Origin of the sequence: Acinetobacter defluvii, from assembly GCF_001704615.3 — a bacterium.
GTDB lineage: Bacteria > Pseudomonadota > Gammaproteobacteria > Pseudomonadales > Moraxellaceae > Acinetobacter > Acinetobacter defluvii.
The window spans coordinates 1,273,026-1,297,347 of the sequence record NZ_CP029397.2 but is presented as its reverse complement, the minus strand read 5'-3'; the positions used below and the strand labels follow the sequence as shown (position 1 = coordinate 1,297,347).

Genomic DNA, 24,322 nt, shown 5'->3' with positions numbered 1-24,322 from the left:
TTTTTTAAATTTCAAATTTTTAAGCGGACTGAATGCGAATCAACTTAGCAAATAAATCATATTCATCTGCATCAGTAATTTCGACTTCAAGTAAGTCACCTGCTTTAATCAAAGACTTATCAATATCTTCAACAAAAACATTACCATCAATCTCTGGTGCATCTGCATAAGAGCGTGCTACAGCCACTGGGAACTCTTCTTCTAAGTCATCCACCAGCACCGTCATGGTTTGACCGATACGCTTTTGTAATTTAGCCGCAGAAATCGCTTGCTGAACTTCCATAAAACGTTCATAACGCTCTTGTTTGATTTCTTCAGGCACGTGATCTGGCAAATCATTGGCAGTTGCACCTTCAACAGGTGAATAAGTAAAGCAACCCACACGATCAAGTTGCGCTTCTTGCAACCAATCCAATAGTGTTTGAAAATCTTCTTCGGTTTCACCAGGAAAGCCAACCACGAAAGTTGAACGAATCACCAAATCAGGGCATTTTTCACGCCATAATTTTAGCCGTTCCAAAGTATTTTCACTGTGCGCTGGTCGCTTCATCAGTTTTAAAATACGTGGACTGGCATGCTGAAAAGGAATGTCTAAATAAGCGAGAATCTTGCCTTGTGCCATCAAATCAATGACTGCATCCACATGCGGATATGGATAAACATAATGCAAACGCACCCAAATTCCGAGTTGACCCAATGCCTCACACATGTCAAAGAATTTAGTTTTAACAGGCTGACCATTCCAAAAGTCGAGTTTGTATTTGGTATCTACACCATACGCTGAGGTATCTTGGGAAATTACTAAAACTTCTTTTACACCTGCTTTTTTTAATGCTTGTGCTTCACTCAACACAGAACCTACAGGACGAGACACCAAATCACCACGCATGCTTGGAATAATGCAGAATGTGCAACGATGATTACAGCCTTCTGATATTTTCAAATACGCATAATGTTTTGGAGTCAAACGAATCCCTTGTTCAGGGACAAGATCAATAAAAGGGTTGTGTTTTGGTGGCTCAGGAACGTACTCATGCACAGCTTCCATCACTTCTTGATATGCTGCTGCACCTGTCACTTTTAAAACATTCGGATGCATTTGGCGAATTTTGTCTTCGTCTTTACCCAAACAGCCAGTGACAATCACTCGACCATTGGCATTCATTGCCTCACCAATGGCATCTAAAGATTCTTGTACTGCAGATTCAATAAAACCACAGGTATTTACAACAACCAAATCGGCACCATCATAATCCGATGCCACATCATAACCCTCAGTTTTTAACTGAGTTAAAATTCGTTCAGAATCTACCAATGCCTTAGGACAACCTAAAGAAACGAAACCGACTTTGGGGGACTTCATGAATCTGCGCTCCACTAGAATGCGCGTATTGTATGTCTTTTCTTGCGATAAAAATAGTTGAAATAGCCACTCTTTGCATAATGCACCAAAATACAACCATAAAAAATTATAAATAATGCAAACGCACCATTTTAGAACATTTTGATTTTCCAGTATAATAAAACAGATGGTGTAATTCTGAATAAAGGGCAGTTTGTGCACACATTTAATTAATCGCTCTAATTTTCTGCACAAATATGAAAAGTTGGCTTAGTTATTGCATTATATCGGGTCAATTGAACAACAATGAATTGTCAGTTTAGGGAATTCAATCCCTCAGGTTCAGATGCCATTGCGCCATTTTAAGACAGGAATATTCAGCTAATGGATCAACACCCAAGCATTGATTATCGTTTATTGGTGGATAATTTAACCACTGCCATCCTTTTAGTCGATTATAACTTAAATATTTTTTATTTAAATTCATCTTGCGAAGCATTGTTTGATATTAGTCTATTACGTGCAAAAGGTCAGCCTGTCATCAATATTCTACATGCACCCAGTGATGATTTTAACACGCTTGAGGCTTTACAAAATTCAATTCAAACAGGTCAAGCTTATACTCGCCGTGAAGCCATTATCAATGTCAATTTTAAAGACATGCATGTGGACTACTCTGTTTCACAACTCAACACAGGAAAACCATATCACCCGCTACTTTTAATCGAATTAAATCCGATTGACCGGATGTTAAAGATTTCCAAAGAAGAAAACCTCATTCAACAACATCAAATCACACGCCAATTGGTGCGTGGTGTGGCACATGAAATTAAGAATCCTTTAGGGGGGATTCGTGGTGCAACCCAGCTGTTGGCACGTAGTTTAAAAGACCCTGAATATAATGAATTTACTGACATTATCATTAGTGAAGTGGATCGTTTAAGAAATCTTGCTGATACCATGCTTGGTTCACGCCAACTGCCAAGTTATGAACCTGTGAATATTCATGAACCCTTAGAGCGTGTTCGAGCTTTAATCACTAACCAAACTAAAAAGAAAATTAAAATCACCCGAGACTACGATCTGTCGCTCCCCGATGTCTATGCAGATCGAGATCAACTGATTCAAGTTATGCTGAATATCAGTGTCAATGCTGTACAAGCCATGACCGAAAATAAAGAGTTTTTTGTTGAGCATCAACCCGCACTCATTTTACGCACACGTATTCAACGTCTTGTTACGATCAATGGTGTACTCAATAAATCAGCGATACGCATAGATATTGAGGACAATGGTCCAGGAATTCCACAAGAATTATTAGAATCTATTTTTTATCCATTAGTCACAGGACGTGCCAAAGGTACAGGTCTTGGCTTAAGCATCGCACAAAACATTATGCATCAACACAATGGAATGATTGAATGTCAATCCGTTCCGGGCAAAACCGTATTTAGCTTATATTTACCTTGGGAGTCTAACCATGTCACAAAATAAAATATGGGTCATCGATGATGATCGTGCAATGCGTTGGGTTTTGGAAAAGACTTTCAAAGAGGAAGGTTTGGATGTCACCAGTTTTGAAGATGCACAATCTGCATTAGATCAACTGAATACAGATACTCCAGATGTGATTCTAACGGATATTCGTATGCCCGGCATTGATGGTTTAACATTTTTAGGCAAAGTAAAAGGCAGCTTTCCTGATTTACCTGTCATCATCATGACAGCGCATTCAGACCTCGAATCTGCGGTTTCAAGTTATCAAACCGGTGCATTTGAATATTTACCGAAACCCTTTGATATTGATGAAGCATTAGCATTGGTGAATCGTGCAATTTTGCATATTAATAAGCTACAACAACAAGAATCTGCCAAAGCAGCACCGATTCAATCGACTGAAATCATCGGTGAATCGCCTGCGATGCAAGAAGTATTTCGTGCAATTGGACGTTTATCACAATCCCATATTACTGTTCTGATTAATGGTGAATCTGGAACAGGGAAAGAACTGGTTGCACATGCACTGCATCGCCACTCACCCCGTAGTAGCAAGCCTTTTATTGCCTTAAATATGGCAGCCATTCCCAAAGATTTGATCGAAACCGAACTATTTGGACATGAGAAAGGTGCATTTACAGGGGCAAACACCCAACGTCAAGGTCGTTTTGAACAAGCCAATGGTGGGACATTATTTTTAGATGAAATTGGCGATATGCCATTTGAAACCCAAACACGTTTGTTACGTGTTTTAGCCGATGGTGAGTTTTATCGTGTTGGTGGACATATTCCTGTGCGTGTCGATGTGCGTATTGTGGCAGCTACCCATCAGGATTTGGAAAAACTCGTTCATGATGGTCGTTTCCGTGAGGATTTATATCATCGCTTAAATGTGATTCGTATTCATATTCCCAAACTGGCACATCGCTCTGAAGATATTCCGATGCTTGCGCAGCATTTTTTAGCCAGTGCAGGCAAAGAACTTGGCGTTAGCCCGAAAATCTTACGTCAAGAAACCAAAGACTACATCAAACAACTGCCTTGGCCGGGCAATGTGCGTCAACTTGAAAATACTTGCCGTTGGCTCACTGTGATGATCACAGGGCGTGAAGTTTATCCTGAAGACTTACCTTCTGAGTTGAAGCAAATTCCTCTCAATAAAGCTGACGAGCAAAATAAAGCGCAAGGTGCTATTGATCGTATTGCGGTACATCATTGGGATGAACTACTTGGACAATGGGCGATTCAAAAGTTGAAAAATGGCGAAATGAAATTACTTGATATTGCGACCCCCATGTTTGAACGCACTTTAATTAATGCTGCTTTACAACAAACCCGTGGTCGTAAGCGTCATGCTGCAGAGTTACTCGGTTGGGGACGTAATACCTTAACTCGCAAACTGAAAGAGTTAGGTATGGACTCTGCGGATGACGACGAAGAAGATGAGAGTAATAAAGCGGTGAATGAATAATTCATAAGTTTTAGCAAAGTAAATTGAAGAACAGAAAACTTTCGGGTTTTCTATTCTTCATCAAGATCATAGAGCATTTCTAAAAACTCATGCAATCCATTCGCAACAAACTTGATATTTTCAAAATAATTTTCACCACTTTCCTCATGCTCTAACTCATGATCCCAATAGTAAATTTTAGATTTAAATTCATCTCTCCAACCCAATAGCAAATGATCACCTCCACCTGTTGAAGCGATTGGCAACATACTTTTAGGATAACGATCACTCATTGCATGTTGTACGCTATCAAATGAATCCTTCCAATCTAACAAACCATAAAAATAATTAATGACCTCATCACCAAAACAATCTAGTGTCGGTCGCCCACCATTATGTTGCTTTAGAAACAACTGATATTCTATAGGTAAATCAATTGCATACTCTGTTTGAAATGTTTGAATTTCTTCATCTGTTACCTGAGCATGCGCTAACAAATAAAGTTGATATTTTAAAAACTTGTTATTTTTCTTCGTTGGATGAGATTTTAAATAAACCAACTCTTCATCATCTACTGCTAAGCGTTTTATTTCTAACACAATCATTATCACTCTTGATCAATCAATTCTGCATTTAACATCAGATCTTCAAAATTTTTGTACAATTGTCTAACACTCCCTTCATCCAACCAATATTCCCAAATACTCATATCCACTAAATTAAAATAAAGCCGAGTACCATCTCCTGAACGAGCAAATACAAAAATTTTTATAAATTGATCTGATTGATAACTCTGCCAAATTTGTAAATATTCATAAGTACATAGCTCTTGTTTTACTTTAGAAAATAATTTCTGAATAGGATACAAATCAATATCATGCGCATTTTTAATATATAAACAATAGTACTCAAACTGCGTTAAAATCTGTAAATAGCGCGTTGGGAATTTAACTTTATACTTTTCTTCAATATTTAAAAATTCTTGAATCATTTTTTATATCCTATTATTTTTTTAAAATAAAAAAAGGCATGCAATACGCATACCTTCTCTTTACACCATAACATATCATCAATGCGCAGGCTGAAAACCTAAGCGTGCTTCAATTGCGTCATAACACCATTGGAAAATAAAGGTATACACCAAAATACAAGACGTCATTCCCAAGTCAAGTAATATCGCTTGCCATAGACTCATATCCATCGCATACGCCACCATCGGAATGGTCGCCAACATCAAACCACCTTCAAAACCAATCGCATGCAAAATACGAATACCTATCGTCCTTCTAAACTTATATTTATACTCTAATTTTTCAAAAAAATGATTAAAAATCATATTCCATAGCACAGATGTAACTGCCATCGCTACACCCAAAGTCCCCGTCACTTCCATCGGAACTTCAAAAATAAAACTCAATGCAATCGCAATGATCACCAATAAGATGATTTCATAGCTGAGTGCATGAATAATCCTTCTTTTGGAAATCAACATGTTTAATACTCTAAAATTTTCGATGAGGGTGATTTTATGTGCATAATAGTGAATAATAAAGTTAGATTCTTTCAATAATATTGATAGATAAAATTCAATTTCAACGCTTAAGTCGATTACATGAACATTAACCAAGAACAACTCAGCATTTTTAAAGCCGTGATGGAGTCTGGCTCATTTTCTGCGGCTGCTCGTAAACTCGGCAAGGTTCCTTCTGCGGTGAGTATGTCGATTGCCAATTTAGAAATTGATTTAGATCTTAAACTGTTTGAACGAGTTGGTCGTGAGCCTATGCCTACCCCACAAGCACACGTTTTATATGAAAAGACTGAACAATTACTCATTGAAATGAATCAATGGAAACAACAAGCACTTGCTTTAGCCAACGGATTAGAAACCTCCCTCAATATCGTGGTGGTGACCGAGCTTTTACACACCGATTGGACGGAGTACATCTCCCTGCTCGCTGAACATTTTCCAACTTTACAAATCAATATTTTTTCAGCACCACAAGAAGATGCTTTAAAAATGTTAATTAATCAAACAGCGCAACTCGCCCTCATGTTTGAACGTGAAATTTTAGAAAGCCGTGAACAGTTTGTAGAAGTTAAACGTGAAGCCTTAGTGCCAGTAGCAGCACAACATTTTCCGCTTGCACAAAAGGTCGTAGTGACATTTGAGGATATTTTACAAAGCCGACAAATCGTAGTGGCTAGTCGAGATAAAAGTATTAAACCTGAATTGCTTTATTCTAAAAATTATTGGCGGACGGATAACCATCATTTAGCCTGTTCGATGATTTTACAAGGCTTAGGTTGGGGCGTATTACCCGTACAAATTTTTGAGGAGAATAGCCAATATAAAAAGAATTTGAAAATTTTAAATCTGGCGGATTTCACACCAAAGTTTGAATATTATGTGGATTTGGTTTGGAGTCGAGAAAGTCATCTCGGTCAAGCTGCTCGTTTTTTGATTAATCACATCCGAAATCAACGAATTCATACAAAATAAACCATGCAAAGCGCATTTAACCACTTTCGCTGAAAACACATTGTGTTATAAATAAAGTTACACGTATTTTTTATCTAAGAATTAAACAGCAATGACACAATCAGCATTAGAGCAATTAAAACAACTCACCACTATTGTTGCCGATACAGGTGATTTAACTGCTATTCAACAATTTCGTCCTTTAGATGCAACCACTAATCCTTCATTAATTACTGCAGCCGCACAACAACCTGAAAGTAAAGAACTGATTGAATCAGCATATTTTCAAGCAAAACAAGAAGGTTATACAGCAGATCAATTGATTGAACGCACCATTGATATTTTGACTGTAAAATTAGGTGCTGAAATTTTAAAAATCGTGACTGGGCGTGTTTCCACTGAAGTCGATGCAGCATTGTCTTATGATACTGAGGCAACGATTGCCAAAGCCAAAGAATTATTAGCACTTTATAAAGAACATGGGGTTGATCAAAATCGAATTTTGATCAAAATCGCTTCAACTTGGGAAGGCATTCAAGCTGCGAAAGTGCTAGAAGCAGAAGGAATACATTGTAATTTGACATTGTTGTTTGGTTTACATCAAGCCAAAGCTTGTGCTGATGCTAAGGTCACTTTGATCTCACCTTTTGTGGGACGTATTTTAGACTGGTACAAAAAAGCTGAAAATGTAAATCATTATCCGATTGATAAAGACCCTGGTGTGCTTTCGGTAAAACAGATTTATCATTTTTATAAGCAAAATAATATTAAAACTGAAGTGATGGGCGCAAGCTTCCGTAGTGTTGAGCAAGTGCTTGGCTTGGCAGGCTGTGATCTACTCACGGTTGCCCCGAGTTTATTACAACAACTTGAACAAGACACACGTATAGTGACTGCGCAAATCTCAGAAAATCATGCACATTCACATCAAGAATATGCGCATACTGCACTTGATGAAGCACAGTTTAAACATGAACTAGAGCATGACTTGATGGCTTTTCAGTTATTACAGGCAGGTATTGATGGTTTTATCAAAGCACGTGAGCAATTACAATCTTTATTGCGCCAGTCTTTTGGCTTAGATGCTGAGATTCAAGCTTAAGTTTTAGAATCAATATAGTATTAATTCTAATATAGAAAAACCGAGTTTAGACTTATAATCTTACTCGGTTTTCTCTTTTATTATCCAGTGAGTGAGTTGTGTTTGGTATTACTGATATCGTGACCTTTATTATCGGTACAATTTTTATTGTGATTTTACCTGGTCCTAACTCACTATATACCATGTCTATCGCCTCTCGTTTTGGTATTAAAGTCGGTTATATTGCGGCTTTAGGGGTATTTACAGGCGATTTGATTTTAATTTTATGTACGATTTTAGGTGCAGCATCTTTATTACATGCTTTTCCTTGGTTATTCATTTTACTGAAAATTATTGGTGCAACTTACCTTTCTTATCTCGGGATACTTTTGATCATTGCCAGCTATCATACTTGGCTCAATGTACAACACAACAAAATAGAAAGATCCGTGCAAGCGACATCAGAAAAAGTCCATCCTTTTCGTACAGCACTCACCATTAGCCTGTTAAACCCTAAAGCTATTCTTTTTTACTTATCGTTTTTTATTCAGTTTGTCGATCCCAATTACCATTATTCAGCCTTAAGTTTCGCAATTCTCTCTGTAATCGTACAGATCACCAGTATGCTGTATTTAAGTATTTTGATCTTTTCTGGTTTTAAATTGGCACACTTTTTTAATCGTCGTTATAAAGTTGCGGCAATTGGTGTGGCGTGTGTTGGATTATTATTTTGTGGTTTTGGCTTAAAACTTGCGTTTTCAACCATGTAAGCATTTAATAAACTAAAAATAATAACAGAATGAGAATTTTTCAGGTCAATGTTGTTTTTGCAATCTCATGAAAAGTGTATGATTTAGCCAATTTTCAGTTCAAATATTCGCAGCAGATTATGCAAAAACTTTTCCAAGACGTCTCTATTCCTGCTGTTTTTGCTGGCTTCATTACCTTTTTAGTTGGGATCAGTGTTTCTTCCGTTTTGGTCATTCAAGCTGCACAACTTTTAGGAGCAAGCGATGCACAAATTACCTCATGGTTTTGGGCATTGGGTTTAGCCATTGGTTCGTGTGGTTTATTTTTATCTTGGAAATTTAAATATCCTGTTGCGACGTCATGGTCTACCGCAGGACTAGCATTGATCTTAGCTTCTGGCAGTGGCTATACGCTTTATGAAGCGATCGGTGCTTTTTTAGTCTGCGGTCTTCTTACTGCTATTTTAGGTTTTTTAGGTATTTTTGAAAAAGTACTAACTTATATCCCACAAAGCTTAACCAGTGCCATGCTCGCAGGTGTACTACTAAAATTTGGCATTGGAATCTTTGCTAGCATGCAAACAGACTGGGGATTTATTCTTTCTCTTTTAGCGATTTATATTATTAGTAAGCGCTTATTTCCACGTTATTGCATTGTCATTACAGTCATTTTGGGTGTAATGATCTGCCCTTTGTTTATGCAATTTAAAACCGCCAATATTCATTTGGCGTTGGCACAACCTGTTTGGATGAAACCCGAATTTACATGGTCTGCGTTATTGGGCTTAGCGCTGCCTCTCTTTGTGATTAATATGGCTTCACAATACTTACCGGGGCTTGCCATGATTAAAAGTTATGGCTACCAACCTCATGTCAAACAGTTGATTGGTTGGACGGGTTTGACCCAAGTAATCCTTGCACCTTTTGGCTGTTTTAGTGTCAATATTGCTGCGATTAGTGCTGCCATCAGCTTAGATCATCAAGTCCATCCTGATCCCGAAAAACGTTATATTGCAGGAATGAGTTGCGGTATTTTTTACATCATCATGGGATTATTTGCAGCAACATTAACCAGCATTTTGATGTCATTTCCGCATTTATTTATTACTGCACTCGCGGGCATTGCACTTTTTGGCACGATCAGCCATAACATTGCCATTGCCTTTCATGCTCTTGAAGATCGTGAAGCTGCTTTACTTACATTCTTATTCAGTGCTTCTGGTGTGCAATTCTTCGGCATTGGTTCTGCTTTTTGGGGCTTGTTATTTGGTTTAGTTGTTTCGATGATTTTAAAGTTTAGAAAAAGTAGCTGACCAATTAAACTCCACATTAAATGTACTTTTAAAATTTTTAAGAAAAAAAAGCTTATCCTAGGATGGATAAGCTTGAAAAACCAAAAATAGAAACTACAGCGAGAATCTGTGTCGTAGAATAATCCCTGTATAGAAAACACACAAATATATTAAACCAATCAATATAAGCTTTAAAAAATCAAATTTTTTATAAGAATAAGTGGAATTTCAAGATCAAATCTCAAACTTGCTACAAGATTAAGACATAAAATGCAGCTTAAATCCTATCCCACCCTTCTTGTTAGACCTTTGTCTTAGATCTCTGGGTAAGTTCCTGTTCCTTCTGGCCATGGTGATAATAACTCAAAACCTGTATCCGTTACATAAACCATGTGTTCCCATTGCGCTGTTAAAGAACGATCTTTAGTCACCACGGTCCAACCATCATTTAACTCTTTCACGCCGGCTTTTCCTGCATTGATCATCGGCTCGATGGTAAATACCATACCCTTTTTTAACTTTAAACCTTGACCGGGTTGACCATAATGCAAGACATTTGGCTGTTCATGATAAACTTTACCAATACCATGACCACAATATTCACGTACCACGCTATAGCCTTCACGATGTGCAACAGATTGAATTGCATAACCAATATCCCCCAAAGTTGCGTCAGGTTTTACTGCATGAATTCCTGCAACCATCGCTTCGTATGTTGTTTCTACGAGTTTTTTTGCAGCAGCACTCACATTTCCCACATAGTACATACGACTCGTATCACCAAAATAACCATCTTTAATAATGGCAACGTCAATGTTAATAATATCGCCATCTTTTAATATAGTTTGTGCTGAAGGAATACCATGGCAGACCACTTCATTGGGTGAAATACAGGTGGTTTTTGTATAACCATAATACCCCACATTGGCGGGAATCACTTTCAACGTATTTACAATAAAGTCATTACAAATATCATCTAAATATTCGGTACTTACACCAGGCTTAACATATTGTCCTATCATTTCCAAAACTTGCGCGGCTAAACGCCCCGACACTCTTAACTTTTCAAGATCATGTTCGGTTTTAATGGTGATAGTTGAAGCTTTCATGTCATCTGCCCTCAAATGTAAGCTGCTATTATATGCCCTATATTTTAAAAATGGGCAAAGTGCTCAACGAAATTAACTTGTTAATTTATTTTTTCCAATTACTGTTATAGCAATGCTCAATTTTAAGACAGTTAAAATGCACTATCTGAAATATTTAAAATACTTTTTAATAACTAAATCTAATAAAAATATAATATATTCATTGAGATAAATAAATTTTCTCAATTTATTTGAATAGTTTAATAATTTATTTTAATACGTTTTATAAAATAAAATACAAAACCTGCAAATTTTCACCTAAAATCTACAGTTTTTTGTAATTCCACCTCTCCTATGACGAATCTCCGTACTAAGGATATTATTGCATTAGGGTTTATGACTTTTGCCTTATTTATTGGGGCAGGCAATATTATCTTTCCACCGATTGTTGCACAACAAGCTGGTGAGCATGTGTGGTTGGCAGCATTTGGATTTCTTATCACTGCTGTTGGTCTTCCTGTGATCACGATTATGGCACTTTCTAAAACCGAAGGCTCCATTACCATCTTAAGTTCACCTTTAGGTAAAGCTGCAAGTTTACTGTTAACGATCGTTTGTTATTTATCTGTTGGTCCACTGTTTGCAACCCCAAGAACTGCCACTGTTTCCTATGAAATCGGTTTTTCTTCATACTTTGGCGATTCTAGCCAGAGTTTATTTATTTACAGTGTTATTTACTTTGCTATCGTGACTTTGGTTTCACTCTATCCAAACAAACTTTTGGATACTGTCGGACATATTCTTGCACCTTTGAAAATTATTTCATTGGCAATTTTAGGTATTGCCGCAGTCATGATTCCGGCGGGTATCATTCCCCCTGCAATTGATGACTATGTCACTAGCCCTGTATCTGAAGGTTTTGTGAACGGCTATCTGACTATGGATACGTTAGGGGCTTTAGTATTTGGTATTGTTATCATTCATGCCATTCGCTCACGTGGCGTAACAGATCGCAAACTGATTACCAAATATGCGATTATTGCCAGTTTAATTTCAGGCATTGGCTTAACATTAGTCTATTTAAGTTTATTTAAATTAGGACTTGGTAGTCATGAAGTTGCGCCAAATGCAAGTAATGGTGCTGTGATTCTGCATGCCTATGTACAACATGCATTTGGTGACTTAGGTTCACTCTTTCTTACAGCTTTGATCTTTCTTGCCTGCATGGTGACTGCGATTGGCTTAACCTGTGCCTGCGCAGAATATTTCTCTTTACTTACTAAAATCCCATATAAAATTTTAGTATTCATTTTGGTTTTATTCTCTTTAATCATTTCCAACTTAGGTTTAACTAAACTGATTGCAGTTTCTGTACCCGTTCTTAGCGCAATTTATCCACCTGCTATTGTGGTGATTATGTTGAGCTTTTTCTGGAAGTACTTTAATCAACCTAGCTTAGTTATTGCACCTGTAACAGCCATTGCGTTTTTGTTTGGAATCATCGAAGGCATCAAAGTGACTGCTTTTGCTGATATATTACCAAACGCGATACAGCACTTACCTTTAAATGAGCAAAATCTGGCATGGTTACTTCCATCTAGTGTTGTTTTAGTTGTTTTTATTGTCATCGACAAATTTAAAAAATAGTTTTCGGATGATTGTTTTAAAATCGTATTTTACCCAAATATAGATTTTAAAAGCACTCAATAATGGTTGCGTTTATCCAACCAACTTTTATTGCTTGCAAACATCCATTGCTCTTTTAAATATTTTCTGTGTCTTTGAGCCTATAAAAACACGTATTTATAAAAAATTACAAATTTTACAATAAAATCAAAAAATATCTATATAGTCACAATTTTATCTTATTACGCTATTTCCATATCATAAATAATATTGTATTTTAAACACTTGCATTATGCTGCTATGGACAAATGATTTGTCATATTTGTTTACTATTTAAGCTATTTAAAAAATAAATACTTAAATTTAGTATTGTCATAAATATGTCATATAAGTTTGGGATAATAGAGGTATTTGCATTTGAAATAATAATTTGCTATGGTAAGGATCAACCAAGCAATTCTGACTAAAACAATGAGGTTTTTGTCGAGCAGACAGGAGGGATGAGGATGTTATCATTACATTCAAACAAGCAAGTCTTCATTAATTCTTTGAAGGCTAACAAAAAACTGGTGGTTTATCTTAGTACTACTTTCGCATTGATGACGATTTTATTTTTACATGGTTTGATTCAAGGCAACTTAAAACCTGAGTTTTTTGTATATGCTGTATTTGTTTCTGCTGCATTCTGCATTTGGGAATTAATCGACCATAAAACACGCAAATCTGCAAAAGCCGCAGCAACAGCTGAATAAAAGATGGATGCACAGCATCCATCTTTAAAGGCAAAAGAATAATTTTAAATAAAATACCAATATATAAAACCTATAAAATCTCTTCAATAAAAATTCATCAACACACCTAAAATCAAAATCCCTGTCGCTACAATTTCTCCAATCACTAAGAGCAACATTGCCATCGACATCATCCAGCTTGGTAAATGCCACTTGGCTAATTGATGCGGCTGTTTAAATTGATTGGTTGTATCCTGTAACATTCCATGCAAAATATAACTCGCAATCGCAAAACTAAAAAAGAATAAATTAATTACAATACAAATCAAATTTAAGCTTTCTGACCATGCAGAAAAATAAGCCAATACTGCCAAAATCAAAGTAGCAGGCGCATAAAGTAAACTGCTTCTATGTGCGATATCTACATAATAATGCGCTCGTGAATGTTTAGAATTACGAATTTGTGCATATTTCCAAACACCGGTTAACATGCCCACCCATAAATATAAGCCACTGAAAATAATTGCTATTTTTACTGAACCCAACAACTGTAAGTTTTCCATATGTATTTCACTGTCCTTAAATCACTCATGTAGTTTAGCTGTGTTTAATATTATTTCCTGACTTTATAGTCATATTTACCGTAAGTTTCTTTTGGAAACTTGTGTATGGTGTAATGCATATAAACAAAAACTCTTTGCTCGCTATGCCAAATCCAGAAAAATTAAATATTACCTGTAAAGACGGTTACTCACTCAGTGCCACTTTTTATGACAGTTCAGCAGCAAATGCTAACTTACCTATTTTGATCAGCCCTGCTACAGGAATTACACAAGGGTTTTATCGTGCTTTTGCAGAATGGTTAAGCGAACAAGGTTACCAAGTGATGGTATTTGATTATCGTGGTATAGGGGCATCATTACATGGTCCATTAAAGCAATCAAATGCCAGTATTCAAGATTGGGGACAGCTTGATATTCCTGCTGCAATCGATGCACTATTATTAAAAACAGGAAAAAAACAAGTGATATTATTGGGACATAGTGCTGGAGGGCAACTTCTCGGCATTACCCCAAATTATAAAAAAGTTGCGAAAGTCATCGCCGTTTCAGGCTCAACAGGTCATGTAAAAGGCTTAAAAGGTCGTACCAAACAACTTGCGCCTGTCATGTTTCATGTTATTTTCCCACTTTCAAATCTCTTCAAAGGTTATGGTGCAACCAAAATGCTAGGTATGGGGGAAAACCTACCTAAAAATGTGGCAAAACAATGGGCACAGTTTTGTAGTCGCCCTGGTTATGTTGAAAATGCGATTGGTAAAACCGTTTTTCAAGATTTTCATCACGAAATTAGTTCACCGATGACTGTATTTTGGTCATCTGATGATGAAATCGCCACAGAAGCCAACGTAAAAGATTTGATTCGTCTTTATCCAAACGCAGCAACAAAAATGCATGAACTTGTCCCACAAGATTTAGGGCATAAATACATTGGACATATGTCAATGTTTAAAAAATCACATCAAAACATTTGGTCAATTATTGCCAAAGAACTAGAAATTTGAAATTCAACAATATTTTCATAACATTAAAGTTTATACACTTAAAGTCATCATCCACTTTAATTTTTTAGAGTAGGTTCAATAAAAAATGCCTCACATACTGAGGCATTTTTTAATTCTTAAATTTAATCCATTAAATGGATAAGTAGCTAATTTTCACAGTTTTAATGCGATTTTCATCCATTTCTATTACTTCGAAATGCACGCCCGCTTCTTCAATTTGCGTTCCAACTTTGACATCCGACTGTGCTTTGTCAAAAATTAACCCCGCAACACTGAAATAACCAGAGTCTTCTTGCACTAAATCCACAGTTTCCAACGCCAACTCAAGCTGATACAAATCAAGCATGCCTGAAGCATTCCACGTATTGTCATTGATTTTCACCAACTCTAGCTGTTCGTCTGCATCTGGGAATTCACCTGCAATTGCTTCAAACACATCCAATGGTGAGATTAGACCTTGAATATTACCAAACTCGTTAGTCACTAAAACCAGCGAACCTTTGGAGGTACGCAATGTATGAATCGCATCAATAACTTTCATTTTTTCAAAAATAAAAATTGGACGTTGGCGTTTAATCAAAGCTTGTAATTGTTCAGCATCATCCAAAGCATCAATTAACTCTTTGGCACGAACAATCGTGACAACTTTGTCTAATTGCCCTCGACACACAGGGAACAAACTATGTGGTACTGAAAGAATTTGCTCACGAATGCTCTCTGCATCATCATCCAAGTTGACCCACGAAATTTGATTTCGAGGTGTCATGATCGAAGCAACACTACGCTCTGCCAAAGTTAAAACCCCGCCCACCATGTAGCGCTCTTCATCCACAAAGGTTTTTTGTGCTTCTACAATTTCTGCCGACTCTAATACATTGGCATCTAATTTGCTGCCCATTAATTTTAAAATCGAGTCAGCAGTACGATGACGTAGTGGAATTTTAGCCTGATGTTTTTCAGCATTACGATTACTAAATTGGTTAAATGCTTCAATTAAAATCGCAACACCGATACCTGAATAAATATAACCTTTTGGAATATGGAAACCAAAACCTTCCGCAATCAAGCTAATACCAATTAACAATAAGAAGCTTAGACACAGAATCACCACAGTTGGATGTCTATTTACAAATGCTGTCAAGGGTTTAGAAGCCAACAACATCACAGCCATCGCCACAATCATTGCAGCCATCATGACATAGATATTATCCACCATCCCAATCGCTGTTATGACTGAGTCTAATGAAAATACAGCATCTAAAATTACGATTTGAAGCACGACAGCACTAAAACTTGCATACACCACGTTGCTGGTCACTTGAACTTCTGGCTTACCTTCCAGTTTTTCATGTAATTCTGTGACCGCCTTATACACAAGGAATAAACCACCAAATAACAAAATTAGGTCACGTCCAGAGAAGGTTTTCTCAAAAACGGTAATCAAAGGTTCGGTCAGTGTGACTAACCAAGAAATCGCAAACAACAACCCTAAACGCATAATTAAGGCAAGAGAAAGACCTAAAACACGTGCTTTATCTCGTTGTTCGGGAGGAAGTTTTTCTGCCAAAATAGCAATAAAGACAAGGTTATCAATACCCAGTACAATTTCTAATACAATAAGAGTAAGTAAACCTACCCAAATACCAGGGTCTAATAAAAATTCCATTATTAGATCTCCCGCTCATTTTTATAATAAACAACAGACAACTTAAACTTTAACAACCTACACGGCGACGGATCCATGAATAAGACCTTTTCAACTAAATTGCATTTAATTATGCACAATTTGAATATTTTGTAATTATTTTTTTTAATATTTTACAAATAAATATAAAATTTAAGTGATGTATGAGTCCTACATTTATAAGATTTTATATTTTATTAAATTTAAATAAATTAGATTAACCATACACTTAAATTATGATTAAGCTTATGTTTTTACTCAGCCCAGTATGAAGTTCAATTTAATTGAATTTTACAATATGACATTTTCGACATATTTTTTTGCTAATTGCGCCAAATCTAAAACATACCGCAATTCATAAAATATTATGTAATACATTTCATATTTAATTGGCTAAATACAATTGAGTAAAGTAAGTTAACATCCAGTTTTAATCATTTAACTCGCTGCATCTCAGTATAAAATTCATATGCCGCCCGCTAAACTTTATGGAGGTTTAACGTTTTTATACAGGAATGAATTATCCATTTTATCCTGTCGATCCTGAGTACTTAACTAAACCATAGTTAGATTCTGTGTCAAATAAGCGGCTTTGCATTGATCAGCATATTATTATGAAATGTGTCATGAGCAAAATAGACCTTTTTCTTTATAAACAAGAAATGCGACTTCGCTTTGTGACGAAGTTAAGAAATAGAATTAAATTGTTAAGAGCTTCTTCACAATTACTTCTTTTTTAGCTCAATCTCTTTATTTTTATATTGATTTAGGCGCTGTATTTACAATACTATTACAATTGTTATTACATTTGGCTAATAATTAGAAAAAACCAAGGAACCTTTTTGATGACCAAAAAATATTCAAAATTTTTACCAACAACTGATAATTTTAATTTGGAAGATTTTCCTTATTATTGGATTACGCAGGTTCATTCACAATATGTACTGAATGTTGATCATGCTTTAAAAAAATATGGGGTAGATAATTCACGACGCCGCTTATTGTTAGCGCTTGAGTCAAAACCCGATGCAAGTGTTTCAGACCTCTCTGATATGATTGTTTCAAAAATGTCCACTACCACCAAAATCGTCTATCGCTTAAAAGATGAAGGTTTGGTAAACACCTATTCTTGTAGTCAAGATGCACGTATTACACGTGTCAATTTGACTGATGCAGGCAGACAAATGATTGTTAAAATTAATGATTTAATGGGTGTTGTTTTGGAACAATCCTTTGAAGGCTTAACGCCACTTCAAATCGAAAAGATGATGGAAAGCTTGAAACATATTTTCAAAAATTTATCTCGTTGATTTATCCCTCATCAAACATACTTAACTGTAAAGAGTTTTTTGCTTGACGTTGTTGGGGACAGTAAAAGCACTCAAACTCTTCAACAGGAAAACCTTGAATAAATTGGGAAATATCTGAACTTTCCCAATTTAACCATTGCAGAATATGTTGGTGTGGAATCACAATAATTGAACGCTTGATATTACCCGGCTCATGAAACTCTTTCATCATGGGATGATCTAGTGCATCCATAGTTAACATACAAGCTGAACGAATGATCTCCTGATTGATTTTGGTAATCTCATACAATGCGGCGATAAAAAAAGCCTGCCCATCTTTACGTTTAACACCCCAACGCTGTGCTCGGGCATTGATGTATTTGGCTTCGTAGAACTCAGTCACTGGAATCAGTCCAAACTTATGTTTGAATAGCGATTCTTTAAAACTCGCTTTTTCAATTAAGGTTTCATTTCTTGCATTATAAGTATGTTTGGCAATCTCTCGACTTTCTGCCCATTTGGGAATTAAACCAAAATTCACTAAGCGCCATTCAAGTCCTCGATCTGATTGAAACAGCAAAGGGGTTTGAAAATTAGGATAAATTTCATTTTCATAAGCAAATGGAATCGCAGGCAAATTTAACTCGGCAATTTGCGCTAAAGTTGCTGGTTTATAATTTGCACACATAATTTATGTCAAAAGTATGGCTGATAGCACTTTATTTCAACAGATTATATGTGCTTTGCAAAGCCCGTTTTTATTATCTGGTTTAAAATAAACGCCCCTAACGTGAATATTCATTGATGTTATTTCACCCATCAATAATGCCTTGTTCACGGAATTTTTTTAGCTGCTCTTTAGAATAAAATTCTTGTAAAACTTGTCCCGTATGTTCACCCAGTTGTGGTGGCGCATGATGATATTCTACAGGCGTACCTGACATTTTGATCGGTGAAGCAATCATTTTGAAGTTGGGATTAAATGCATGCGGCAAATTGACCACCATTTCTCGATGTTGGATTTGCGGCTCTTGCAAAGCATCTTCGATAGAGTTAATCACGCCCACTGGTACTTTAACTGCATGGATTGCATCCACCCAATATTTCGCATTTTCTGTTAAAAAATAATGAGATAATATTTCAATCAACTCAACCCGATGTTTAACTCGATCTTGATTACGAATGTAATTTGGATTTTGTAACAATTCAGGTTTACCAATCGCAATACACAGTTCTTTAAACTGTTTATCGTTTCCACAAGCAATAATAAACTCTTTGTCTTTGGCTTTAAAAGTTTGATACGGCACAATATTGGGATGACTATTGCCCATTCTTACAGGTGAAATGCCTGTCGTTAAATAGTTCATACCTTGATTGGCTAAGGCTGCAACTTGTACATCGAGTAATGACATATCGATATGTTGCCCTAGCCCCGTATGCTGTCTTGCGATTAATGCTGCTTGAATTGCGATGGTTGAATAAAGACCAGTTTGAATGTCCACCACTGCAACACCGACTTTTTGCGAGCTTGCGCCTAATTCCCCTTGTTTTTCACCCGTAATACTCATTAAGCCAGACATTCCTTGGATAATAAAATCGTAACCTGGCTCTTCTGCACGTGGTCCATCTTGCCCAAAACCAGTAATAGAACAATAGACCAATTTGGGATTAATCGCCTTCAAACTTTCATAATCTAAGCCATACTTTGCTAGAGAACCTGCTTTAAAGTTCTCAATCACGACATCAGCAGTTTTCGCAATCTCTTGGATAATTTGTTGTCCTTCTACAGATGCAATATCCACAGCAACAGAAAACTTATTGCGGTTGGCACATTGGAAATATCCTGACTCTTTGGTGGCTTGACCAGCTTGGTTGAGCATCCAAGGGGGCCCCCACATGCGAGTATCATCACCAACTTTTGGGCGCTCAATCTTAATGACTTCTGCCCCCAGATCAGCCAAGATTTGCCCACACCAAGGTCCTGCTAAAACTCGACTCAAATCTAAAACTCGAATTCCTTGTAATGCACCCATTCGTATGTCCTCTTACGTAAGCGCCATACACGACGCTTACTGTTATTTTTTAAGATGTTGCTTGATTAGATTTTTTGTTTAATGTTGCTGAATCATCACTGACTGCATCATTTTCTATAGACTCTGCCTGTTCAGCAGTCGCTAGACTGGATTGTTGTGGATCATACTGACGCTCACGAATAAACAAGCCCGGAATCACGCCTGCAATAAAATAAGCAGCGCCCATCACAATAAATGCCATTGTAAATGAACCACCTGCGGCAATCATCCCAATCGTTGCTGGCGCAATCGCTGCCCCCAAACGTCCCATGTTATAAGCACCACCAATCGCTGTGCCACGGACATCCGTTGAGAAAGATTCCGCCATATAGGTTGCGTTTACACCATACGGAATACCGTATAAGAATCCAAAAGTCACCAATAAATAGGCAATATTCTCTGGTGTATTAAAGAAAATAATCACCGGTAGAAATGCGGCTGTTGCTACTGTTCCAAAGACAAATGTTACTTTACGCCCCAGTTTATCTGCAGCATAGCCTGCTAAAATCTTACCTAAAATCATTGCGGTATACGCACCAACCATATAGCCCGTTAATGATTTGAAATTCATATTTAATTCAGTTTCAAGATAGGTTGGCATCCAGTTATTGACACCATAATAACCAAACTGTAAAAATGCCGCGGTTGTCATCCAAAACAAAAACATTTTGCGATGTTGCATATTGCCAAAAATACGCTTGTAAATACTTTCACTTTTCACTGGTGTCGCTTTTACATGCCCTGTATTTTCAGGCTGAAGATGAATACCTTGTGCAAGTTTAATTTTGGCTTCTTGCCATGCTGCTGGCTCAGGAACAAAACGCATGAAAATCAGCGCAAAAGCAGCAGGAATAATGGTCACATAAAACAACATGCGCCAACCATGCTCAGGAATAATTGCACCTGCCATCAAAGTTGCTACGATATAACCAACAGTTTGCCCTGTTTGTAATGTTCCTAAAACTGTGGTGCGATACTTCGTTGGCACATATTCAGCCATTAGAGTATTACATGCCATATAGAGTGAACCTAAGCCAAACGCCCCAATAAAACGTAATACCATGAATTGTTCATAGCTCTGTGTCATCCCTAAAATACACGTCATAATTGAAAAGAAAACTACAGACCATGCAATGGTACGCACACGACCAAATTTATCACATGCCCAACCACCTGAGATTCCACCTAAAGCCATCCCTGCCAGTGACGCACTGCCCAACATACCTGCTTGAAATGTCGTCAGACCAAATTCTGCTTTTAAACTGGTTAAGCTAAACGACAATAACATAATGTCTACGCCATCGATCACCAAGGACACAAAGGCAAAAATAAATGCCAACTTCCAAGTGCCACTATGGATTTTGTGAGTTGTACCCACATTTGATGGTAATTTAGCACTGAGTGTATTTGCCTCAGCATTTGTATCTTTATTCATTCCTTTACCTCATTTTCCCAAATGAGACATCGCTGTTCCTTGATCCTAGCTACCTCATTTTTTCATTCTTATTATGTTTATATTGAAAAGTTAGGCTTTTCCTGCTGTAGATTTTTCAGGCTTATTCACGATGAATCCTTTATGTGTTTTCTATATTGACCTTTTTTAGGCAAAATTATCCTCAGGATGCTCAATGATGAACATCCTCACAAACTTAAAAGATTGATTTAAATTGGTTTAGTTACAAAATGCCGCAATACCTGTTTGCGCACGTCCTAAGATCAAGGCATGTACATCATGTGTTCCTTCATAGGTATTTACTACTTCAAGGTTGACTAAATGGCGTGCTACACCAAACTCATCACTGATTCCATTTCCGCCCATCATGTCACGTGCAACACGTGCAATATCAAGCGCTTTACCACAGTTATTACGTTTAATCAGTGAGGTCCCTTCAACTGACGCAATCCCTTCATCTTTCATTCGTCCAAAACGCAAAGCGATTTGTAAACCGAGGGCGATTTCGGTTTGCATGTCTGCCAGTTTCTTTTGGATCAATTGATTGGCAGCCAGTGGACGACCAAACTGTTTACGATCCATCGTGTATTGATGTGCCGTGTGCCAACAAAACTCAGCAGCTCCCATCGCACCCCAAGCGATGCCATAACGAGCACTATTTAAGCAAGTAAATGGACCACGTAAACCACGAATTTCAGGAAAAGCATTTTCTTCAGGTACAAAAACATTGTCCATCACAATTTCACCTGTGATCGAAGCACGTAAACCAACTTTACCGTGAATCGCAGGTGCTGAAAGCCCTTCCCAACCTTTTTCTAAAATAAAGCCACGAATGTCACCGACATTTCCCTCTGGAGAAACTTCTTTTGCCCACACCACAAAAACATCTGCTATCGGACTATTGGTGATCCACATTTTAGCGCCTGTTAAGCGATAACCACCCTCGACTTTTTTGGCACGGCTGATCATGCTACCTGGGTCAGAACCATGATCAGGCTCAGTTAAACCGAAACAACCAATGTATTCTCCAGAAGCAAGTTTTGGTAAATATTTTTGCTTTTGTTCTTCTGAACCAAATTCATTGATCGGCACCATCACCAAAGAACTTTGCACACTTGCCATTGAACGATAGCCTGAATCCACACGTTCGATTTCTCGTGCAATCAAGCCATAGCTGACATAATTTAAACCTGCCCCACCATATTGTTCAGGAATCGTTGGCCCTAACAAACCTAACTCACCCATTTCACGGAAAATAGACACATCCGTCGTTTCATGGCGAAATTGCTCAAGCACACGTGGCATTAATTTATCTTGTGAATAGGCATAAGCAGCATCACGAATCATGCGCTCTTCTTCAGTTAATTGTTGTTCGATTAGAAATGGATCTTGCCAGTTAAATCGAGCATGTGATTTTTTTGTTGAATTTACCATTTGATTAATTGCATCCTCTGCACATTATTTGTTTTGCTTGTCTTCGATGCTATTTCCAATCGTGATTTCTTTCAAACGATTAATTTGCACTCAGATATTCCATTTATGCATAACTTATGTTTTTATGCTGTGAGCATAAAGGTTTATTTTGCTTTAATTTACGATGATTTTAAATTAGTTATATTTTAAATACGTTTTAAAACAATCAAAATAATATCATTTATTCAATAGGTTATTATTCAACTAAGTCACACAAGGATAAGTTATGCGTAGAATGATTCCATCGCTCCAAGCATTATTATGTTTTGAATCAGCTGCAAAACATCATAGTTATACGCATGCTGCACAGGAATTACATCTCACCCAAAGTGCTGTTTCTAGGCAAATCCAACATTTAGAAGATTTTTTAGGTTTACAACTATTTAACCGAACCCGTCATGGTGTAGCCTTAACTTATGCAGGTGAGCAATATTATAAAAATATCAAATTACATTTATTGGGCATTGAGCAAAGTACACTTGATTTAATTTCGCATAAAGGCTTAGGCGGAACGCTGAAACTTGGTGTCGTACCCACTTTTGCAACCCGTTGGCTATTACCACGTTTATATAAATTTAATGAAATTCATCCTGAAATTACCATTCATTTAGAAACCAGTACCAAACCTTTTTTATTTAGTGAACATATTTTCGATGCAGCCATTTATACAGGGACTGCGGAGCAAGTTGAAAATTGGCCTGATACCAAAGCGCATTATTTAATGAAAGAAGAAGTTGTGCCTGTGTGCGCCCCAAGTTTAATTTATAAATATTTTCCTGAATATCAAACAAAAATAGAACTCTCAAATCTTTCTCTCAATGCTGAACAAATTGCACGTTTCCCCCTACTACAACAAACTACACGCCCAAATATTTGGAAAGAATGGTTTGATGTATCCGCTTATGATCATCCCCATGCACGACATGGGCAACGTCATGAATTATTTTCTATGTTGGCTGTGGCAGCCACGCATGGTATGGGGGTCGCACTCATCCCCCAAACCCTTTTAGAAAAAGAGTTAAGTTCAGGTGAGTTGATCATTGCCTCACAGATTAAATTAAAAGGCATTCGTTCTTATTATTTTGTCTATTCAGAACGTCAGCAAAGTCCATTGATCGCAAAATTTGTAGAATGGTTAATACAAGAAGCAGCACAATCACAGCCTAAATAATGTGGCAATGATTGTTTAAAGAATATGAATATCAATGAAATGAATAATAAATATTACGCATACCAAAATAAGTTTTTTGGTAAAACTTGAAATATGATCTACTATACACTCTGCAAAAGTATAAAACTGAAACGCCTTTTAGATATGATTCCAGAAATGAACTGATAATAAACAAATCTCCTTTCAGGATTTTATTTAAAACCATTCAATCACAACAAAATATTCGATAGATTTTTGAAAAAATAGATATTTTGTTGCATATTTCAACGAATTTAAAT

General features: G+C 36.8%; 22 protein-coding genes. 11 read left to right on the top strand and 11 right to left on the bottom strand.

Annotated elements, in window-relative coordinates; genetic code table 11:
* Positions 1-19: 19 nt before the first annotated feature.
* Positions 20-1,363: a 30S ribosomal protein S12 methylthiotransferase RimO gene (gene rimO / locus DJ533_RS08475; RefSeq protein ID WP_065992047.1), complete on the bottom strand. Its 1,344-nt coding sequence runs from the start codon at positions 1,361-1,363 to the stop codon at positions 20-22.
* A 363-nt stretch (positions 1,364-1,726) separates the two neighbouring features.
* Between rimO and glnL the strand changes: the two genes are divergently transcribed.
* Complete coding sequence (glnL, locus tag DJ533_RS08470) at positions 1,727-2,836, top strand: nitrogen regulation protein NR(II) (protein WP_065992045.1); 1,110 nt, start codon at positions 1,727-1,729, stop codon at positions 2,834-2,836.
* The gene (glnG, locus tag DJ533_RS08465) at positions 2,823-4,310 is read left to right on the top strand and encodes a nitrogen regulation protein NR(I) (protein ID WP_065992043.1); all 1,488 of its coding nucleotides are present in this window, start codon (positions 2,823-2,825) and stop codon (positions 4,308-4,310) included. Before glnL ends, glnG begins: the two co-directional genes overlap by 14 nt.
* A 50-nt stretch (positions 4,311-4,360) precedes the next feature.
* Here the strand turns inward: glnG and DJ533_RS08460 are convergent, their stop codons facing one another.
* From DJ533_RS08460 to aceI, 3 genes are all read right to left on the bottom strand, one after another.
* Positions 4,361-4,894, bottom strand: coding sequence for an SMI1/KNR4 family protein (locus DJ533_RS08460; RefSeq protein WP_081406064.1), 534 nt, complete (start codon positions 4,892-4,894; stop codon positions 4,361-4,363).
* Positions 4,895-4,896: 2 nt separating this feature from the next.
* Complete coding sequence (locus DJ533_RS08455) at positions 4,897-5,280, bottom strand: SMI1/KNR4 family protein (protein ID WP_065992041.1); 384 nt, start codon at positions 5,278-5,280, stop codon at positions 4,897-4,899.
* A 78-nt stretch (positions 5,281-5,358) separates the two neighbouring features.
* Positions 5,359-5,781, bottom strand: a complete 423-nt coding sequence (gene aceI / locus DJ533_RS08450; RefSeq protein ID WP_065992038.1) for a chlorhexidine efflux PACE transporter AceI — start codon at positions 5,779-5,781, stop codon at positions 5,359-5,361.
* Positions 5,782-5,901: 120 nt separating this feature from the next.
* Here aceI and aceR point away from each other — a divergent pair, with 120 nt between their 5' ends.
* The 4 genes from aceR to DJ533_RS08430 all read left to right on the top strand — a co-directional run bounded on the left by aceR (position 5,902) and on the right by DJ533_RS08430 (position 9,914).
* The gene (gene aceR / locus DJ533_RS08445; protein ID WP_065992036.1) at positions 5,902-6,792 is read left to right on the top strand and encodes an HTH-type transcriptional regulator AceR; all 891 of its coding nucleotides are present in this window, start codon (positions 5,902-5,904) and stop codon (positions 6,790-6,792) included.
* Between the two features lie 91 nt (positions 6,793-6,883).
* Complete coding sequence (gene tal, locus DJ533_RS08440) at positions 6,884-7,873, top strand: transaldolase (RefSeq protein WP_065992032.1); 990 nt, start codon at positions 6,884-6,886, stop codon at positions 7,871-7,873.
* A 98-nt stretch (positions 7,874-7,971) separates the two neighbouring features.
* Positions 7,972-8,622 (top strand): leucine efflux protein LeuE, encoded by a 651-nt coding sequence (gene leuE, locus DJ533_RS08435; RefSeq protein ID WP_065992030.1) that lies wholly within the window; start codon positions 7,972-7,974, stop codon positions 8,620-8,622.
* Positions 8,623-8,741: 119 nt separating this feature from the next.
* Positions 8,742-9,914 carry a benzoate/H(+) symporter BenE family transporter gene (locus DJ533_RS08430; protein ID WP_065992435.1) on the top strand — a complete coding sequence of 391 codons (1,173 nt, stop codon included), beginning with the start codon at positions 8,742-8,744 and terminating at the stop codon, positions 9,912-9,914.
* 293 nt (positions 9,915-10,207) lie between these two features.
* Here DJ533_RS08430 and map read toward each other — a convergent pair whose 3' ends face one another.
* Entirely contained in the window at positions 10,208-11,002 is a 795-nt protein-coding gene (gene map, locus DJ533_RS08425) for a type I methionyl aminopeptidase (protein ID WP_065992028.1), read from the bottom strand.
* Between the two features lie 333 nt (positions 11,003-11,335).
* Here map and brnQ point away from each other — a divergent pair, with 333 nt between their 5' ends.
* Both brnQ and DJ533_RS08415 read left to right on the top strand, forming a co-directional pair.
* A complete protein-coding gene (gene brnQ / locus DJ533_RS08420) occupies positions 11,336-12,628 on the top strand; it encodes a branched-chain amino acid transport system II carrier protein (protein WP_065992026.1) in 1,293 nt (430 codons plus the stop codon).
* A 485-nt stretch (positions 12,629-13,113) separates the two neighbouring features.
* Positions 13,114-13,359 (top strand): hypothetical protein, encoded by a 246-nt coding sequence (locus DJ533_RS08415; RefSeq protein ID WP_065992025.1) that lies wholly within the window; start codon positions 13,114-13,116, stop codon positions 13,357-13,359.
* Positions 13,360-13,442: 83 nt separating this feature from the next.
* On the opposite strand, the gene DJ533_RS08410 is transcribed toward DJ533_RS08415, so the two are convergent.
* Positions 13,443-13,901, bottom strand: a complete 459-nt coding sequence (locus DJ533_RS08410) for a hypothetical protein (protein WP_065992024.1) — start codon at positions 13,899-13,901, stop codon at positions 13,443-13,445.
* Positions 13,902-14,044: 143 nt separating this feature from the next.
* Here DJ533_RS08410 and DJ533_RS08405 point away from each other — a divergent pair, with 143 nt between their 5' ends.
* Entirely contained in the window at positions 14,045-14,902 is an 858-nt protein-coding gene (locus DJ533_RS08405) for an alpha/beta hydrolase family protein (protein WP_065992022.1), read from the top strand.
* Between the two features lie 130 nt (positions 14,903-15,032).
* On the opposite strand, the gene DJ533_RS08400 is transcribed toward DJ533_RS08405, so the two are convergent.
* Positions 15,033-16,568: a TerC family protein gene (locus DJ533_RS08400; RefSeq protein ID WP_065992020.1), complete on the bottom strand. Its 1,536-nt coding sequence runs from the start codon at positions 16,566-16,568 to the stop codon at positions 15,033-15,035.
* An 863-nt stretch (positions 16,569-17,431) separates the two neighbouring features.
* Between DJ533_RS08400 and DJ533_RS08395 the strand changes: the two genes are divergently transcribed.
* The gene (locus DJ533_RS08395; RefSeq protein ID WP_065992018.1) at positions 17,432-17,896 is read left to right on the top strand and encodes a MarR family winged helix-turn-helix transcriptional regulator; all 465 of its coding nucleotides are present in this window, start codon (positions 17,432-17,434) and stop codon (positions 17,894-17,896) included.
* A gap of 1 nt (position 17,897) precedes the next feature.
* Here DJ533_RS08395 and DJ533_RS08390 read toward each other — a convergent pair whose 3' ends face one another.
* The 4 genes from DJ533_RS08390 to DJ533_RS08375 all read right to left on the bottom strand — a co-directional run bounded on the left by DJ533_RS08390 (position 17,898) and on the right by DJ533_RS08375 (position 22,843).
* A complete protein-coding gene (locus tag DJ533_RS08390) occupies positions 17,898-18,563 on the bottom strand; it encodes an SOS response-associated peptidase family protein (RefSeq protein ID WP_065992014.1) in 666 nt (221 codons plus the stop codon).
* Positions 18,564-18,687: 124 nt separating this feature from the next.
* Positions 18,688-19,908, bottom strand: a complete 1,221-nt coding sequence (locus tag DJ533_RS08385) for a CaiB/BaiF CoA transferase family protein (RefSeq protein ID WP_065992012.1) — start codon at positions 19,906-19,908, stop codon at positions 18,688-18,690.
* A 49-nt stretch (positions 19,909-19,957) separates the two neighbouring features.
* Positions 19,958-21,382, bottom strand: a complete 1,425-nt coding sequence (locus tag DJ533_RS08380; protein WP_065992011.1) for an MFS transporter — start codon at positions 21,380-21,382, stop codon at positions 19,958-19,960.
* 237 nt (positions 21,383-21,619) lie between these two features.
* The gene (locus DJ533_RS08375) at positions 21,620-22,843 is read right to left on the bottom strand and encodes an acyl-CoA dehydrogenase (protein ID WP_081406063.1); all 1,224 of its coding nucleotides are present in this window, start codon (positions 22,841-22,843) and stop codon (positions 21,620-21,622) included.
* A 256-nt stretch (positions 22,844-23,099) separates the two neighbouring features.
* Between DJ533_RS08375 and DJ533_RS08370 the strand changes: the two genes are divergently transcribed.
* Positions 23,100-24,044, top strand: a complete 945-nt coding sequence (locus DJ533_RS08370; protein ID WP_065992006.1) for a LysR substrate-binding domain-containing protein — start codon at positions 23,100-23,102, stop codon at positions 24,042-24,044.
* Positions 24,045-24,322 lie beyond the last annotated feature (278 nt).